Origin of the sequence: Dactylosporangium sp. CS-033363, from assembly GCF_050942475.1 — a bacterium.
Taxonomy (GTDB): domain Bacteria; phylum Actinomycetota; class Actinomycetes; order Mycobacteriales; family Micromonosporaceae; genus Dactylosporangium.
Genome location: NZ_CP192032.1, coordinates 1,601,916 through 1,616,908 on the forward strand (window position 1 = coordinate 1,601,916; position 14,993 = coordinate 1,616,908).

Annotated in this window: 11 protein-coding genes and 2 pseudogenes; 7 read left to right on the forward strand and 6 right to left on the reverse strand. The window is 73.6% G+C overall.

The window, feature by feature from the left end; genetic code table 11:
* Positions 1 to 17: 17 nt before the first annotated feature.
* The 3 genes and pseudogenes from ACQPZ4_RS07330 to ACQPZ4_RS07340 form a co-directional block, all read right to left on the reverse strand.
* Positions 18 to 2,069, reverse strand: a pseudogene (locus ACQPZ4_RS07330) (RNA degradosome polyphosphate kinase); the annotation flags it as partial.
* A gap of 982 nt (positions 2,070 to 3,051) precedes the next feature.
* Complete coding sequence (locus ACQPZ4_RS07335; RefSeq protein WP_433066339.1) at positions 3,052 to 3,249, reverse strand: cold-shock protein; 198 nt, start codon at positions 3,247 to 3,249, stop codon at positions 3,052 to 3,054.
* An 8-nt stretch (positions 3,250 to 3,257) separates the two neighbouring features.
* Positions 3,258 to 3,581: pseudogene (locus tag ACQPZ4_RS07340) on the reverse strand (2-phospho-L-lactate guanylyltransferase); the annotation flags it as partial.
* A gap of 976 nt (positions 3,582 to 4,557) precedes the next feature.
* Here ACQPZ4_RS07340 and ACQPZ4_RS07345 point away from each other — a divergent pair.
* The 3 genes from ACQPZ4_RS07345 to ACQPZ4_RS07355 all read left to right on the forward strand — a co-directional run bounded on the left by ACQPZ4_RS07345 (position 4,558) and on the right by ACQPZ4_RS07355 (position 7,989).
* Entirely contained in the window at positions 4,558 to 5,307 is a 750-nt protein-coding gene (locus ACQPZ4_RS07345; RefSeq protein ID WP_433057380.1) for a lysophospholipid acyltransferase family protein, read from the forward strand.
* On the forward strand, positions 5,304 to 6,335 hold the full coding sequence (locus ACQPZ4_RS07350) for an NAD(P)H-dependent glycerol-3-phosphate dehydrogenase (protein WP_433057381.1): 1,032 nt from the start codon (positions 5,304 to 5,306) through the stop codon (positions 6,333 to 6,335). Before ACQPZ4_RS07345 ends, ACQPZ4_RS07350 begins: the two co-directional genes overlap by 4 nt.
* 478 nt (positions 6,336 to 6,813) lie before the next feature.
* Positions 6,814 to 7,989: a cystathionine gamma-lyase gene (locus ACQPZ4_RS07355; protein ID WP_433057382.1), complete on the forward strand. Its 1,176-nt coding sequence runs from the start codon at positions 6,814 to 6,816 to the stop codon at positions 7,987 to 7,989.
* A gap of 286 nt (positions 7,990 to 8,275) precedes the next feature.
* Here ACQPZ4_RS07355 and ACQPZ4_RS07360 read toward each other — a convergent pair whose 3' ends face one another.
* A complete protein-coding gene (locus tag ACQPZ4_RS07360) occupies positions 8,276 to 8,806 on the reverse strand; it encodes a DUF3515 domain-containing protein (protein WP_433057383.1) in 531 nt (176 codons plus the stop codon).
* A 13-nt stretch (positions 8,807 to 8,819) separates the two neighbouring features.
* Positions 8,820 to 9,053: an Lrp/AsnC family transcriptional regulator gene (locus ACQPZ4_RS07365; RefSeq protein WP_433057384.1), complete on the reverse strand. Its 234-nt coding sequence runs from the start codon at positions 9,051 to 9,053 to the stop codon at positions 8,820 to 8,822.
* Between the two features lie 143 nt (positions 9,054 to 9,196).
* Between ACQPZ4_RS07365 and ACQPZ4_RS07370 the strand changes: the two genes are divergently transcribed.
* Positions 9,197 to 10,159, forward strand: coding sequence for a thiamine-phosphate kinase (locus tag ACQPZ4_RS07370; RefSeq protein WP_433057385.1), 963 nt, complete (start codon positions 9,197 to 9,199; stop codon positions 10,157 to 10,159).
* Positions 10,160 to 10,180: 21 nt separating this feature from the next.
* On the forward strand, positions 10,181 to 10,648 hold the full coding sequence (locus ACQPZ4_RS07375; protein WP_433057386.1) for a GNAT family N-acetyltransferase: 468 nt from the start codon (positions 10,181 to 10,183) through the stop codon (positions 10,646 to 10,648).
* 61 nt (positions 10,649 to 10,709) lie between these two features.
* Here the strand turns inward: ACQPZ4_RS07375 and rpmB are convergent, their stop codons facing one another.
* On the reverse strand, positions 10,710 to 10,901 hold the full coding sequence (rpmB, locus tag ACQPZ4_RS07380; protein ID WP_190249618.1) for a 50S ribosomal protein L28: 192 nt from the start codon (positions 10,899 to 10,901) through the stop codon (positions 10,710 to 10,712).
* 192 nt (positions 10,902 to 11,093) lie between these two features.
* On the opposite strand from rpmB, the gene ACQPZ4_RS07385 reads away from it, so the two are divergent.
* Positions 11,094 to 12,722: a DAK2 domain-containing protein gene (locus tag ACQPZ4_RS07385; RefSeq protein ID WP_433057387.1), complete on the forward strand. Its 1,629-nt coding sequence runs from the start codon at positions 11,094 to 11,096 to the stop codon at positions 12,720 to 12,722.
* 13 nt (positions 12,723 to 12,735) lie between these two features.
* Positions 12,736 to 14,937 carry an ATP-dependent DNA helicase RecG gene (gene recG, locus ACQPZ4_RS07390; protein ID WP_433057388.1) on the forward strand — a complete coding sequence of 734 codons (2,202 nt, stop codon included), beginning with the start codon at positions 12,736 to 12,738 and terminating at the stop codon, positions 14,935 to 14,937.
* Positions 14,938 to 14,993 lie beyond the last annotated feature (56 nt).

Here is a 14,993-nt window from a genome sequence, read left to right on the forward strand (position 1 = left end):
AAAGAGGTCAGCCGGGCTCACTCCACCCGGTCGACGATGCGGCGCAGCAGGGCCTCCTGCGGGTTCTTGCCCGGCCGGCGGTGCCACTGCCCATTCCCCGAGAGCTCGAACGCGCCCGTGTCCTCGCTCATCATCAGGCTCAGCACCCGGTGCAGCTCGTCCGTCGAGGCCGGATCGGTCACCTGCACCAGCGCCTCCACGCGGCGGTCGAGGTTGCGGTGCATGAGGTCGGCCGAGCCGATCCAGTACTCCGCGCGGGTGCCGTGGCCGAAGCGGAACACCCGCGAGTGCTCCAGGAACCGGCCCAGAACCGACCGAACCCGAATGTTCTCCGACAGGTCCGGCACGTCCGGGCGCAGCGCGCAGATGCCGCGCACGATCAGGTCGACCTGCGTCCCCGCGCGGCTGGCACGGTACAGCGCGTCGATGACCTCCTCGTCGACCAGCGAGTTCACCTTGATCTGGACGAGGCCGTCGGCGCCGTACGCGACCTCGCGCTCGATCCGCTCGATGATCCCGCGGCGCACGCCGTGCGGGGCGACGAGCAGCCGCCGGTACGACGTCTGCCGGCTGTACCCGGTGAGCACGTTGAACAGGTCGGTCAGGTCGGCGCCCACCTCGGGGTCGGCCGTCAGCAGGCCGTAGTCCTCGTAGAGCCGCGCCGTCTTCGGGTGGTAGTTGCCGGTGCCGATGTGGCAGTAGCGGCGGATGTGGTTGCCCTCCTGGCGCACCACCAGGGCCGTCTTCGTGTGCGTCTTGAGCCCGACCAGGCCGTAGACCACGTGACAGCCCGCGCGCTCCAGCGTCCGCGCCCAGCCGATGTTGGCCTTCTCGTCGAAGCGCGCCTTGACCTCGACCAGCACCACGACCTGCTTGCCGGCCTCGGCCGCGTCGACGAGCGCGTCGACGATCGGGGAGTCGCCGCTGGTGCGGTACAGCGTCAGCTTGATCGCCAGCACGTTCGGGTCGGCCGCGGCCTGCTCGATGAAGCGCTGCACGCTCGTGGAGAACGAGTGGTACGGGTGGTGCACGAGGATGTCGTGGTCCCGCAACCGCGCGAAGACGCTGCGCGGCGTCTCGCCTTCGGCGAAGTGCGGATGCGTCGCCGGTACGAACGGCGGGTCCTTGAGATCAGGCCGGTCGACGCCGTTGTACACCTCCCACAGCGCGGTCAGGTCGAGCCACCCGGGAACCCGCAGCACGTCGTGGGAGTCCATGTCGAGCTCGCGGACGAGCAGCTCCAGCACGTGGTCGGAGATCGACGCCGCGACCTCCAGGCGCACGGGCGGGCCGAAGCGCCTCCGCGCGAGCTCGCGCTCCAGCGCCTGCAGCAGATCCTCGTCGCGGTCCTCGTCGAGCTCGACCTCGGCGTTGCGGGTCACCCGGAACAGGTGGTGCTCGAGCACCTGCATGCCCGAGAACAGCTGCCCGAGGTGCGCCGCGATGAGCTCCTCGACCGGCAGGAACCGCATCACCCGCGCACCGTCGCGCGCGGAGTGCAGCGCGTAGAACCGCGGCACGTTGTTCGGCACCTTGATCCGTGCGAACAGCTCCGGCCCGCCGTCCTTCTCGCGGACGACGACGGCCAGGTTCAGCGAAAGCCCCGAGATGTACGGGAACGGGTGCGCCGGGTCGACGGCCAGCGGCGTGAGCACCGGGAAGATCTGCTCGCGGAACGCCGCGCGCATCCGCTCCCGCTCGGCCGGGTCCAACTCCGTCCAGCGAACGATGTGGATGTTCTCCTCGGCCATCGCCGGCGCGATCTCCTCGGCGAAGACCCGCGACTGGCGCGCCATCAGCCCGGTCGTGCGCTCGGCGATCTGCTCCAGCTGCTCGGTGGGCGGCAGGAAGCCCGGTGGGCGGCGCACCGGCAGACCGGTCTGCAGGCGCCGCTTCAGCCCGGCGACGCGCACCATGTAGAACTCGTCCAGGTTGCTGGCGAAGATCGCCAGGAACTTCGCCCGCTCCAGCAGCGGCGTCGTGGGGTCCTCGGCGAGGGTGAGCACCCGCGCGTTGAAGTCCAGCCACGACAGCTCGCGGTTGAGATAGCGGTCCTCGGGCAGCGGCTTCTCTTCGTCCGGTACCTGCACGTCGCTCCCTTCGGACCCGAACCACTCGTCCCGCTCGTCGCCGTCGCGCGCGGACGCGCCGTTTTCGATCGCTTCCGCGCCGGGGGCGGCCGCGGCTCCCTGGGGGTTACCCACGCCTGCGGCCGGGCTATCCAGTGCGGCAGTGACGGTCTCGACGGGCTTGGCGGGCGGCGTGGGGCGGCCGTTGGCCTCGGACGGCGCGGCTGCCCCGGGCGCTGCGGTCGCGGGCTTTACGGCCACCGGCTTGGTCGCCGGACGCGTCGTGGCAGGCGGCCTGGCTGCAGTCGGGGACTTTGCCGCAGGCGCGGTCGCGGCCGGCTTCGGCTCAGCGGGCGCGGCTGCCGTTGGCTCAGCGGGCGCGGCTGCATTCGGCTGGGCCGAGGTGGCCTTCGGCGAGGCGGCGGTGTTCGGCTGCGCGGACGCGGCAGGCTTCGCGGGTGCGCCAGGCTGCGTGGACCCGGCGGGCTGCGTGGACGCGGCGGCCTTCGGCTGCGCGGACGCGGCAGGCTTCGCGGACGCGCCAGGCTGCGTGGATGCGCCAGGCTGCGTGGACGCGGCGGGCTTCGCGGGCACAGACTCGGCAGGTTCAGTGGGCCTGGTTGCGGCGGGCTCGGCCGGATCAGGCTGCGCGGTCTCCTCCGGCTTGGCGGCCGGCTTCGTCGGGGACTTCTGGGCGGGCACCCGCTCGGACGCCTTCGCTGGTTCTGTCGTGGCCTCGTTCACCGTGACCTCGCTCACCGTGGCTTCGTCGGCCGGCGCCGTGGGCGCGGCCTTGGTGACTCGACGAGCCCGTGCCGGGGCCCCGTTCCCACCGGACCTCGTCGTCTTGGGCGGCTCACTCGCCGGTTCGGCTCGCTGGGCTGCGCTGCGCGGGCGGCCTCGACCGGTAGTGCTCTCGTCCACCGGATCATCATGGCCCGTTTGTGCCGGTCTGAACATGAACTTCCCGCTGCTTGGCCATTTACGGAAACGTGGGCAGCGTGACCTTCGTGATCGTTCCCACACCGTCGCGGTCCAGCCGGACCCGCTGACCCAGCCGCAGGTGGCGCAGTCCGGACGCGTCGAACGCCGCGGCCGGGAAGGCCACCTCGACCCCGTCGTCGAGCAGCACCGTCCCGGTGCGACTGTCGTCGTCGAATGTCGCCACCGTGCCCTGCATGCCGATCACGCTACCGTGCAGAGGACTTGTCCGGTATGTGTGCCGAGTCCCAGCCTTGCGGCGGCATCGAGATCGGCCGCCGTGTCCACGTCGCGGCGGAGGCTCGGCCAGGCACCGTCGAGCCGTACCGCGCCCGAGCGCTGGTGGGCCGCCGCCGACCCGGGTCCGAACTGCGGCGCCAGGGTCTCCCCGGCCGGCGCCGCGAGCAGCACCGTGCCCGTGCCCTCCAGATCCGGCACGAACGCCCGCCGCCCCGTCCGCGCGGCCGCGACGAGCGCCGCCTCGAGATCCTCGGGCCGCATCGCGGGCAGGTCAGCGGTGAGCGCGACCACGCCGGTGCGCTGCGCGTCCGCGTCGCGACCGCCGTCCACACGACCGCGCGCGGAGCCGTTCGGGGCGGCGGCATGCGTCGGGCCGGTGCCCAGCTCGACCCCACCACCCAGCTCGACTCCACCCTGCTCGACGTCGTCATGCCCGAGGGCGTGCCCCGCTGGTACACGGCCCGATGCGTGCGCCGCGGAGCCGTGGCCCGGGGTGTGCACCGGGGAGGCATGACCGGGGGCTTGCGCTGCGGAGATACGGTCCGGGACCTGTGCCGCGGAGGCGTGACCCGAGGCGTGTGCCGCAGGGACGTAGTCCGGGATCTGCGCTGCGGAGGCATGAGCCGAGGCGTGCGCTGCGGAGATACGGTCCGGGACCTGTGCCGCGGAGGCGTGACCCGAGGCGTGTGCCGCAGGGACGTAGTCCGGGACCTGTGCCGCGGAGGCATGACCCGAGGCGTGCGCCGCGGTGACCTGGTCCGCGACCTGCACTGCGGAGGCGTGGCCCGAGGTGTGCGCCGCCGCGGGACGGCCGGCTGTGTGCGACGCGGAGACGGGAACCGGAGTGTGACTGGCGGGGAGCTGGCGGGCGGCCTGTGCGCCGTATGCCAGGGCCGCGTTCAGCCCGGCCGCCGGAGCGTCAGGCAGGCACAATGCGCCCAGCTCAGCCAGCTCCGCGCACACCGCCGGGTCGTCGCAGATGACGACCACCCGGGCGACCGCGCGGCAGGCGAGGGCGGCAGCTACCGTGTCGCGTGCCATGGCAAGGACGAGATCGGGGTGTACGGCCTCGGGCACCGCGCCCCGCAGGCGTGTCTTGGCCGCGGGCAGCGGCTTGACCGGGACCACCGCCACCCAGGCGGCCGGCCGCTCGGACGCGGTCGGCTGGGTGGTCGACTGGCCGTGGCTGTGCATGAGCCATCCTGACACGGCCACCGGGCGCCTGGCAGTGGCATGATTCGCAGCAGAACCGTGAGGGGAGGGTGAGATGGTGCGCCGGAGGCTCGGCTTCTGGCGGCGTTTCGCCGTCGTGACCGTCAAGCCCATGATCCAGGTGCTGACCCGCCGCACCTGGCGCGGGATGGAGCACATCCCGGCCGAGGGCGGGGTGATCATTGTGGTGAACCACATCTCCCACGCCGACCCGCTGGCAGTGGCGCATTTCATCTACGACTCCGGGCGGTGGCCGTCGTTCCTGGCCAAGTCCAGCCTGTTCGAGGTGCCGGTGCTGGGTTACCTGCTCAAGGCCGTCCACCAGATCCCGGTACGACGCGGGACCACCGACGCCGTGAAGGCCCTCGAGGCCGCGCGGGAGGGTGTGCGGACCGGCGAGGCCGTGGTCATCTACCCCGAGGGCACCACGTCGCGGGAGCCGGACCTGTGGCCGATGCGCGGCAAGACCGGCGCGGCCCGCCTCTGGCTGGACACCGGCGCGCCGGTGATCCCGATCGTGATGTGGGGCCCGGAGCAGATCTACGACCCGCGGACGAAGAAGCTCAAGCTGCTCCCGCGCGCGAAGGTCACGATTGTCGCCGGTGACCCGCTCGACCTGTCGGCCTGGTCGGACGCGCAGCCGACGGCCCAGACGCTGAACGAGATCACCGACCACATCATGCTGCACCTGCGCGACATGCTGGCCGGCATCCGCGAGGGCACCCCGCCACCGCTGTGGACGCCGAAGCGGCCCGCCGCGCAGCAGCAGGCCACCGCGCAGCGGCCCGAAGAGCAGACGGCATGAGCATCCAGCGCGCGGCCGTCCTGGGGGCGGGTTCGTGGGGCACGGCGTTCGCGAAGGTCCTGGCCGACGCCGGGACGCCCGCGGTGACCGTCTGGTCCCGTCGGCCCGAGCTCGCGGCCGCCATCCGCGACGAGCATCACAACCCGGACTACCTGCCCACGACATGGCTGCCGGACACGGTCACCGCCACCTCCGACGCGTACGAGGCGATCGACGGGGCGGACCTGGTCGTGCTGGCGGTACCGTCGCAGACCCTGCGGGCGAATCTGAGCGCCTGGAGCGGCGGGATCCGCGCGGACGCGACGCTCGTGAGCCTCATGAAGGGCATCGAGCTCGACACGCTCAAGCGCATGAGCGAGGTGATCGTCGAGGTCGCCGGCGTGGAGCCCGAGCGCGTCGCCGTCGTCACCGGGCCCAACCTGGCGCCGGAGATCGCCGCCGAGCAGATCGCGGGCACGGTCGTGGCCTGCCGGGACATCCGTCGCGCCGAGCTCGTGCAGCGGGCGATCAGCACGCGCTACCTGCGGCCGTACACCAACGACGACGTCGTCGGCTGCGAGCTCGGCGGGGCCGTGAAGAACGCGATCGCCCTCGCCTACGGGATGGCCTCCGCGCTCGGCTTCGGCGACAACACCAAGGCCACCCTGATCACGCGGGGCCTGGCCGAGACCGCCCGGCTGGGCGCGGCGCTCGGGGCCAACCCGATGACGTTCGCGGGCCTGGCCGGCCTGGGCGACCTCATCGCGACGTGCTCGTCCCCGCTGTCGCGCAACCGCACGTTCGGTGAGCGCCTCGGCCGCGGCGAGACCCTCGAGCAAGCCCAGGCCGCGACGCGGCAGACCGCGGAGGGCGTCAAGAGCTGCCTGTCGATCCGCGACCTCGCGCACAGCGTCGGCGTGGAGATGCCCATCACCGAGCAGGTCGAGCAGGTGTGCCACGAGGGCGTGGACCCGCTGAGGGCCCTGGCGGCGCTGATGGCGCGCGAGACCAAGCCGGAGCGTCCGGGCGTGCCCTCGACCGGTCAGTGACCGTCGTACGACCCTGCCGCGGTCTCGCCACGCGGGTCGGCGCTGTCTCGCGCACGTCGACTGGCGCGGGTTCCCGAACGTCGGTCGGCGCGGGCCGCGCGAACGTCGCCCGGCGCGGCCCGCGGACGTCGGTCGGTCGGTCGGCGAGCGTCCGGGCACGCCGCGTCCGCGCGGACGCGGCGGATGCGGGGAACGCAGCAGACGCGGGAGCGCGGCGCATGCGGGGAACGCGGCAGACGCGGGAACGGGGCGCATGCGGGGAACGCGGCAGACGCGGGAACGGGGCGCATGCGGGGAACGCGGCGGACGCGGCGGACGCAGGGAACGCGGCGCATGCGGGAAACGCGGCGGGTGCGCGAACCCCAGACACGCGAGCGGCCGAACACGTGAACGGTCCAACACGTGAACGGTCCAACACGTGAGCGGCCAAAACACGTGAATGGCCGAAAGACGTGAACGGCCGAAACATGGGGACGGGATGATGCGCGGAGACGACGAGACGAAGGGGGACGGCGACGTGGACGCAGACGGTGCCGGAGCGCTCGGGCGCGGGGACGGGACGCGGGTCGTGCACGCCGGGGTCCCGGAGGCGGTCGCGGGGGAGCCCTTCCTGCCCTCGCCGGTGTTCGGGGCGCCGTATCACCTCGATCCGGTGGTGGGGCCGCAGGCCGGGGTGGACGGGTACGGGCGGTCGGACAACCGGACGTACCGGAACCTGGAGCGGGCGATCGGGGAGCTGGAGGGCGGCGAGTGCGTCGTCTTCGCCTCCGGGATGGCGGCGATCACCGCGGTGCTGCTCTCCACGCTGCGCGGGGGCGACGCGGTCGTGCTGCCGTCCGACGGGTACTTCCTGACCCGCGCCTTCGCGGGGGAGCACCTGCCCGCGCGCGGGGTCGAGGTGCGGACGATGCCGACGGCGGGACCGTACCCGGCGCTGGATGACGTGCGGCTGCTGCTGCTGGAGACGCCCTCCAACCCGGGCCTGGACGTGTGCGACATCACCGAGCTCGCCGCGCGGACGCACGCCGGGGGCGGGCTCGTAGCGGTCGACAACACCACGCCTACGCCGCTCGGGCAGCGGCCGCTGGACCTGGGCGCAGACTTCTCGGTCGCCTCGGCCACCAAGGCGCTGACCGGGCACTCGGACATGCTGCTCGGGTACGTCTGCGCGCGTGACCCGCGGCTCGTCGAGTCGATCCGCACCTGGCGCGGGCGGACGGGCGCGATTCCGGGCGCGTTCGAGGCGTGGCTCGCGCACCGGTCGCTCGGGACGCTCGACCTGCGCCTGGCCCGGCAGACGGCCAACGCGGCGGCCGTGGCGGAGCTGCTGGCCGGCCACCCGGCGGTCGCGTCCGTGCGGTGGCCCGGGCGCGCGGGCGACCCCTCCTACGAGGCCGCGGCCCGGCAGATGCGCCGCATCCCGGGCGTCGTGACGTTCGTGCTGGACGGCAAGGCGGCGGTGGACCGCTTCCTGGGCGCGTCCGAGCTGGTGTTCGCCGCGACGTCGTTCGGCGGCCTGCACTCGTCGGCGGACCGCCGGGCGCAGTGGGGCGACGACGCGCCCGAGGGGCTCGTGCGCTTCTCATGCGGCGTGGAGGACACCGACGACCTGGTGGCGGACGTGCTGCGGGCCCTCAACGCCGCCCAGGGCTGACGGCGACCGAGCGCGGTGCCGGGCTGACAAAGCGCAGGCCATCGCGGTGCCGGGCTGACAAAGCGCAGGCCATCGCGGTGCCGGGCTGACAAAGCGCAGGCCGTCGCGGTGCCGGGCTGACAAAGCGCAGGCCGTCGCGGTGCCGGGCTGACAAAGGTGCAGGCCGTCGCGATGCCGGGCTGAAAAGAGCAGGTCGCCGCGGTGCCGGGCTGACAAAGTGCCGATCGCGGTGCGGGGCTGACAAAGCACAGGCGGTACAAGGGAAGACGGCCGGTGCCAGGGAACCTCAGCAGCGCGACTGGCCCGCAGGCGCGGTCGGGATCGTGGCCGCGATGGCCGGTGAAAGATTCACCAGCCACGACCCGTCGGCGTCCTTGGGGACCACGACGCGCAGCGGCACCTGGCGGTCGACGCTGTGCCAGATCGTCTGCTTGGACTGCTCCTGTGTGAACCAGCACACCCCGGAGAGGCCCAGGAACTGCGCGTCCGGCGGAATCGCCGGGGCCGCGACGCCGCACGACAGCAGGATCGCCGGGTCGCCGAACGCGGCGTTCTGCTCACCGCCGGCCGTCACCGCGCGACGGTGCAGGCCGCCGAGGTCCTCCGGAAGCCGGGAGACCAGGGCGCGGCACATCGCGGCCGGGGACGGGTCGAGCTGTGGGGCCTCAGCCGGTACAACTGCGGAACTCGGCCCCGAAGGAAAGCCACCGAGCCCCCAGAAGGCGACGACCCCGGCCACCAGAGCGACGGGCAACGCCGCGATGGTGGCGACACGGGCCGGGCTCGGGGCCCGGCGCTCGGGTGCGTCCGCAGTCATGACGGGCATGACACTACAGGTGCACGACCGAGCACGTGACGGTGCGCGTGATGCCCGGCACCAGCTGCACCTTCGACACGATGAGCTGCCCCAGCTCGTCGATGTTGCGGGCCTCGGTGAGGACCACGACGTCGTACGGGCCGGTGACCGCGTCCACGCGTACCACACCGTTGAGGCCCTGAATGGCTGTGGCCACGTCGCGGGCCTTGCCGACCTCTGTTTGGATCAGGATGTATGCCTGTACCACGACACGACTCCCTCCCTGCGCCGTCCGCGCGCTGATCAGCCGTCAACCTACCGCAGGATGGAAGCGAAAACTCAACCGCCGTGCGTGATCATGCCATGACACGCGGCGTCGGCGACACTATCGAGCATCAGGTTGGAGGACGGGTGACCGTAGCAACCGCCGGAGAGTTCGGGCTCATCTCGAGGATCACGGCCCGGCTCGGGGCGGCGTCGCCCTCGGTACTGCTCGGACCCGGGGACGACGCGGCGATCGTCGCGGCCCCGGACGCGCGCGTCGTGGCGAGCACCGACGTGCTCGTCGACGGGCGCCATTTCCGCCGCGACTGGTCGACCGGGCGCGACGTGGGCCACCGCGCGGCCGCGGCCAACCTCGCCGACATCGCGGCCATGGGCGCCCGGCCCACGGCGCTGCTGGTGGCCCTGTGCACCCCGGCGAACCTGCAGATCTCGTGGGCCGAGGACCTCGCCGACGGCCTGGCCGCGGAGGCGGCGAAGACCGGCGCGACGGTCGTGGGCGGGGACACCTCGTCCAGCCCGACGCTGACGATCGCGGTCACGGCGCTGGGCGACCTGGAGGGGCGGGCGCCCGTGGTGCGCTCGGGCGCGCGTCCGGGCGACGTGGTGGCGGTGGCGGGCCGGATCGGGCACGCCGCGGCCGGGTACACCATCCTCTCCCGCGGCTTCCGCTCGCCGAAGCTGCTCGTCGATGCGCACCGGCGGCCGGACGTGCCGTACCACCTGGGGCCCGTCGCCGCGCGGATGGGCGCGACGTCCATGATCGACGTCTCCGACGGCCTGCTGGCCGATCTCGGGCACATCGCGACGGCCAGCAGCGTCGGCATCGATCTGCGCCGCGACGCGTTCACGGTGCCCGAGGCGATGCACGCCGCCGCGACCGCGCTGGGCGTGGACCCGTACGGCTGGCTGCTCGCCGGCGGCGACGACCACGCGCTCGCGGCCACCTTCCCGCCGGACGTGGAGCTGGGCGAGGAGTGGCTCGTGGTCGGCTCCGTGCTGCCGGCCAGTCTGTTCACGGCGGGTGACGGTGTGACTGTGGACGGTCGCCGCTACATGGGTGGCGCCCCAGGCTGGGACCACTTCCGGTAAGGCCCGGTACCCTCAACGCTCGTGACCGAGATCGACATCAGGATGACCCGCTACGGATCGCGGGTCGCCTCCGAGCTGACCATCGCCGCGCTCGCTGACCTGAGCCTGCGGTACGGCGGCGAGGGTGATTCCACGCCCATCGAGCCCGTCGAGTTCGACCCGCCCGAGGGCGCGTTCCTCGTCGCCTACGTCGACCGCGTGCCGGCCGGCTGCGCCGGCTACCGCACGCTCGCCGGGGACGACGCGACGGCGGAGCTCAAACGCATGTACGTCGCGCCGGAGTACCGCGGCCGCGGGGTCGCCAAGGCGCTGCTGCGCGCCGTGGAGGACGTCGCGCGGTCGGCGGGCCGGACGCGGATGTGGCTGGAGACCGGCACCGCACAGCCGGAGGCGATCGGCCTCTACGAGCGGTGCGGGTACGCGCGGATCGACGACTTCGGGCACTACAAGGGCTACCCCGACGTGCGCTCGTTCGGCCGCAGTCTCTGAAGCTCTTCGAGCACGACAAAAGGCCCCGTGACCGAGTCACGGGGCCTTTTCGGTGCCTGGGTCAGCCCCGGACGACCTTGCCGGCCTTGAGGCAGGAGGTGCAGACCTGCACCTTCCGCGTGGTGCCGCCACCGGCCGGGGTGCGCACCGTCTGAATGTTGGGGTTCCAACGGCGGTTGGTCCGCCGGTGCGAGTGGGACACGTTGTGGCCGAAGCCCGGTCCCTTGCCGCAGACGTCGCACACGCTAGCCACGGGGATCTCCTGGGTTGATTGCAGTCTGGATCGGAACGGACCCGCTTGCGCGGCTCTCGTTCCGGGCGTCACCGGCCGGGTGAACGGCGGGCAACCCAGCAAGGTTACCTGATCGGACCCCGCCACACCCAATCGGCCCGTCGGCGGCCGCTGCGGTGGGGAACGACGGGCTTCACCGTTAGGCTCTGGCGCGTGCCAGACAGTGTGGACGCCGCCGCCGTCCGCCGGTGGTGTGCCGCCGGCCTGGCCGCGCTGCGGCGCCATCAGGCCGAGATCGACGCGCTCAACGTGTACCCCGTGCCGGACGGTGACACCGGCACCAACCTGGTGCTGACGATGTCCTCGGCCGTCGCGGCGGCCGAGGGCGACACGGCCGCCGAGGTCGTGCGCGGCGCCGCCCGGGGCGCGCTGCTCGGTGCCCGCGGGAACTCCGGGATCATCCTGGCCCAGCTGTTCAAGGGGCTCGCGGCCGGGCTGGAGCGCGCGGGCGCGGCCCCGGTGACCGGCGAGGTGCTGGCCGGGGCGCTGAACGAGGCGGCCCGGGGCGCCTACGCCGCGGTCGCCGCGCCCGTCGAGGGCACCGTGCTGACCGTCGGCGTGGCCGCCGGGTCCGCCGCCGTCGCCGCCGCGGCCCACGGCGGCCTGGTCGCCGTGGCCCGCACCGCCGCCCAGGCCGCGCGGGAGGCGCTCGCGCGGACGCCCGAGCAGCTTCCGGCGCTGGCCAGGGCCGGGGTCGTCGACGCCGGCGGGCGCGGCCTCGTGGTGCTGCTCGACGCGCTGGTGGAGACCCTGACCGGGGAGGAGCCGCCGGACGAGCCGGTCATCGCGGCCCTGCCGCCCGGCGGCCGCCCCCGCATGACCGCCGAGCGGGAGACCGGGTCGGCCGAGTTCGCGTACGAGGTGCAGTTCCTGCTGGAGGCGCGCGCGGACGCGGTCGAGGCGCTGCGCGGCACCCTCGCCGCGCTCGGCGACTCGCTGGTCATCGTCGGCGACGAGCCCACCTGGCACGTCCACGTGCACGTCAACGACGTCGGGGCGGCGGTCGAGGCCGGCGTCGACGCGGGGCGCCCGAGCCGCATCACGGTGACCCGCTTCGAGGACCAGATCGCCGCGGCCGCGCGCGAGGTCGCCGCGGCCGCGCGCGCCGAGGAGGCCGCCGAGGCCGGGCCCCGCGACCGCGCGGTCGTGGTCGTGTGCAGCGGGCCCGGCCTCGCGGAGCTGCTCGAGGCCGAGGGCGCCGCGGTGCTGACCGGCAACCCCTCGACCCGCCAGCTGCTCGACGCGATCCTGCGCACGGGCGCGGAGCGCGTCGTGGTGCTGCCCAACGACGCGAACGTCCAGGCCGTGGCCACCGCCGCGGCGGGCGAGGCGCGCGCCGCGGGCGTCCGCGCGGGGGTCGTGCCGACCCGCTCGCCGGTGCAGGCGCTCGCCGCGATGGCCGTGCGCGACGGCACGCGGCGCTTCGAGGACGACGTGATCGCCATGGCCGAGGCGGCCGCGCGGTGCCGGTCGGCCGAGCTCACCATCGCCGGCCGGGAGGCGCTGACCGTCGCCGGGCGCTGCCAGCCGGGTGATGTCCTCGCGATCGTCGACGGCGAGGTGAACCTCATCGGGCAGGATCTGCCGGAGACGGCCTGCCTGCTGCTGGACCGGATGCTCGGGGGCGGCGGGGAGCTCGTCACCCTCATCGCCGGCCGCGACGCCCCCGCGGCGCTCGGGGCGGCCCTGCGCGCCCATGTCGAGCGCTCGTGGCCGTTCGTCGAGGTCCAGTGCTACGAAGGGGGCCAGCCGCACTACCCACTTCTGGTGGGCGTCGAGTAGAGGAAGCCTGAACGTGGCCGACATCGACCTGTCCACACCGCTGTCGAAGGTGCTCGGGGCCAACGGCGCGAAGCTGCTCGCCGAGCACCTCGACCTGCACACGGTGGGCGACCTCGTGTACCACTTCCCGCGCCGGTACGAGGAGCGCGGCGAGCACACGGACATCCGGGCGCTGGAGATCGACACCGATGTCACCGTGTTCGGCCAGGTCAAACGCGTGAACTCGCGGCAGTTCGAGCAGAAGCGGGGCAACACCCGGGGCAAGCGGGGCTCGCTGGTCGAGGCGGTCGTCGGCGACGACAGCGGCGGCGAGATCAGCGTCACGTTCTTCAACCAGCCGTGGCGGGAGAACCAGCTGCGCCCGGGCCGGTGGGGGCTCTTCTCCGGCAAGGTCGGCCGGTTCAACAACAAGCTGCAGCTCAACCAGCCCGACTATGTCCTGCTCGACGCCGGCGAGGGCGAGGAGGCGGTCGAGGAGTTCGCCGGGGCGATCATCCCGGTGTACCCCGCGACCGCGCGCGTCCCCACCTGGCGCATCGCCTCGGCGGTGCGCACCGTGCTCGACGTGCTGCCCCCGACGCCCGACCCGGTGCCGGCCACGACGCGGGCCAACCGGCGGCTGAGCTCACTGGACAAGGCGCTGCGGGAGATCCACCGGCCCGAGTCGCAGCAGTCCCTCGCCATCGCGCGGCGGCGCCTCAAGTGGGACGAGGCGTTCGCGCTGCAGCTGACCCTGGTCCAGCGCAAGAAGCGGGCCGAGGACTGGCCGGCGGTCCCGCGCCCGCGCCGCGCCGACGGGCTGCTGGCCGCCTTCGACGCCGGGCTGCCGTACGAGCTGACCCGGGGCCAGCGCGACGTCGGCGACGAGATCGCGGCCGACCTGGAGCGCGGCCACCCGATGCACCGCCTGCTGCAGGGCGAGGTCGGCTCCGGCAAGACGCTGTGCGCCCTCCGCGCGATGCTGCAGGTCGTCGACGCCGGCGGCCAGGCCTCGATGCTCGCCCCGACCGAGGTGCTCGCCGCCCAGCACCACCGCAACATCACTGACCTGCTGGGCGGCATGGGCCGGGCCGGGGAGCTGGACGCCGCGCCGGACGCCACCCGGGTGACGCTGCTCACCGGGTCCCTGGGCGCGGCCGCGCGGCGGAAGGTCCTGGAGGAGATCCGCAGCGGCACCGCGGGCGTCGTCGTCGGCACCCACGCCCTGCTCTACGAGGGCGTCGACTTCGCCGACCTGGGCCTCGTCGTGGTCGACGAGCAGCACCGCTTCGGCGTCGAGCAGCGCGACGCCCTGCGCACCAAGGCCGACCAGCCGCCGCACGTGCTGGTCATGACGGCCACCCCGATCCCGCGCACGGTCGCGATGACCGTCTTCGGCGACCTGGAGACCTCGGTGCTGAGCCAGCTGCCGCGCGGGCGCTCGCCGATCGCCTCGCACGTGGTGCCGGTCACCGAGAAGCCCGCGTTCCTGGACCGGGGCTGGCGGCGGCTGCGCGAGGAGGTCGCGAAGGGGCACCAGGCGTACATCGTGTGCCCGCGCATCGGCGACGCCGCCAAGTCCGAGGGCGAGGACGTGCCCCCGGCCGGCGACGACGGGCGGCGCCCGCCGGTCGCCGTGCTGGACGTGGCGCCGCAGCTGGAGGAGGGGCCGCTGCACGGCCTGCGCATCGGGGTCCTGCACGGGCGGCTGCCGGCCGACGAGAAGGACGCCGTCATGCGCACCTTCGCCGCGGGCAACCTGGACGTCCTCGTCGCCACCACGGTCATCGAGGTCGGCGTGGACGTGCCGAACTCGACGATGATGATGATCCTCGACGCGGACCGCTTCGGCGTCTCCCAGCTGCACCAGCTGCGCGGGCGCGTCGGGCGGGGCAGCGCGCCGGGGCTCTGCCTGCTCGTCACCGAGTCCGGCGAGGGGACGCCCGCGCGGACGCGCCTGGACGCGGTGGCCTCCACCACCGACGGGTTCAAGCTCGCCGAGCTGGATCTGGAGCAGCGGCGCGAGGGCGACGTGCTCGGGGCCTCGCAGTCCGGGCACCGCTCGCACCTGCGCCTGCTGTCGCTGCTGCGCGACGCCGAGCTGATCGGCGAGGCGCGCGCGGAGGCGGGGGAGCTGATCGCGGAGGACCGGGAGCTGGAGCGGCACCCGATGCTGGCCGCGACGATCGGGCGGCTGGTGGACGAGGAGCGGGCGGAGTACCTCGAAAAGGGGTGACGCTTCTCACACCCGGCTCCCGGCGGGCGTCCAGGGCCGGTGGCGGCACCGCCTAA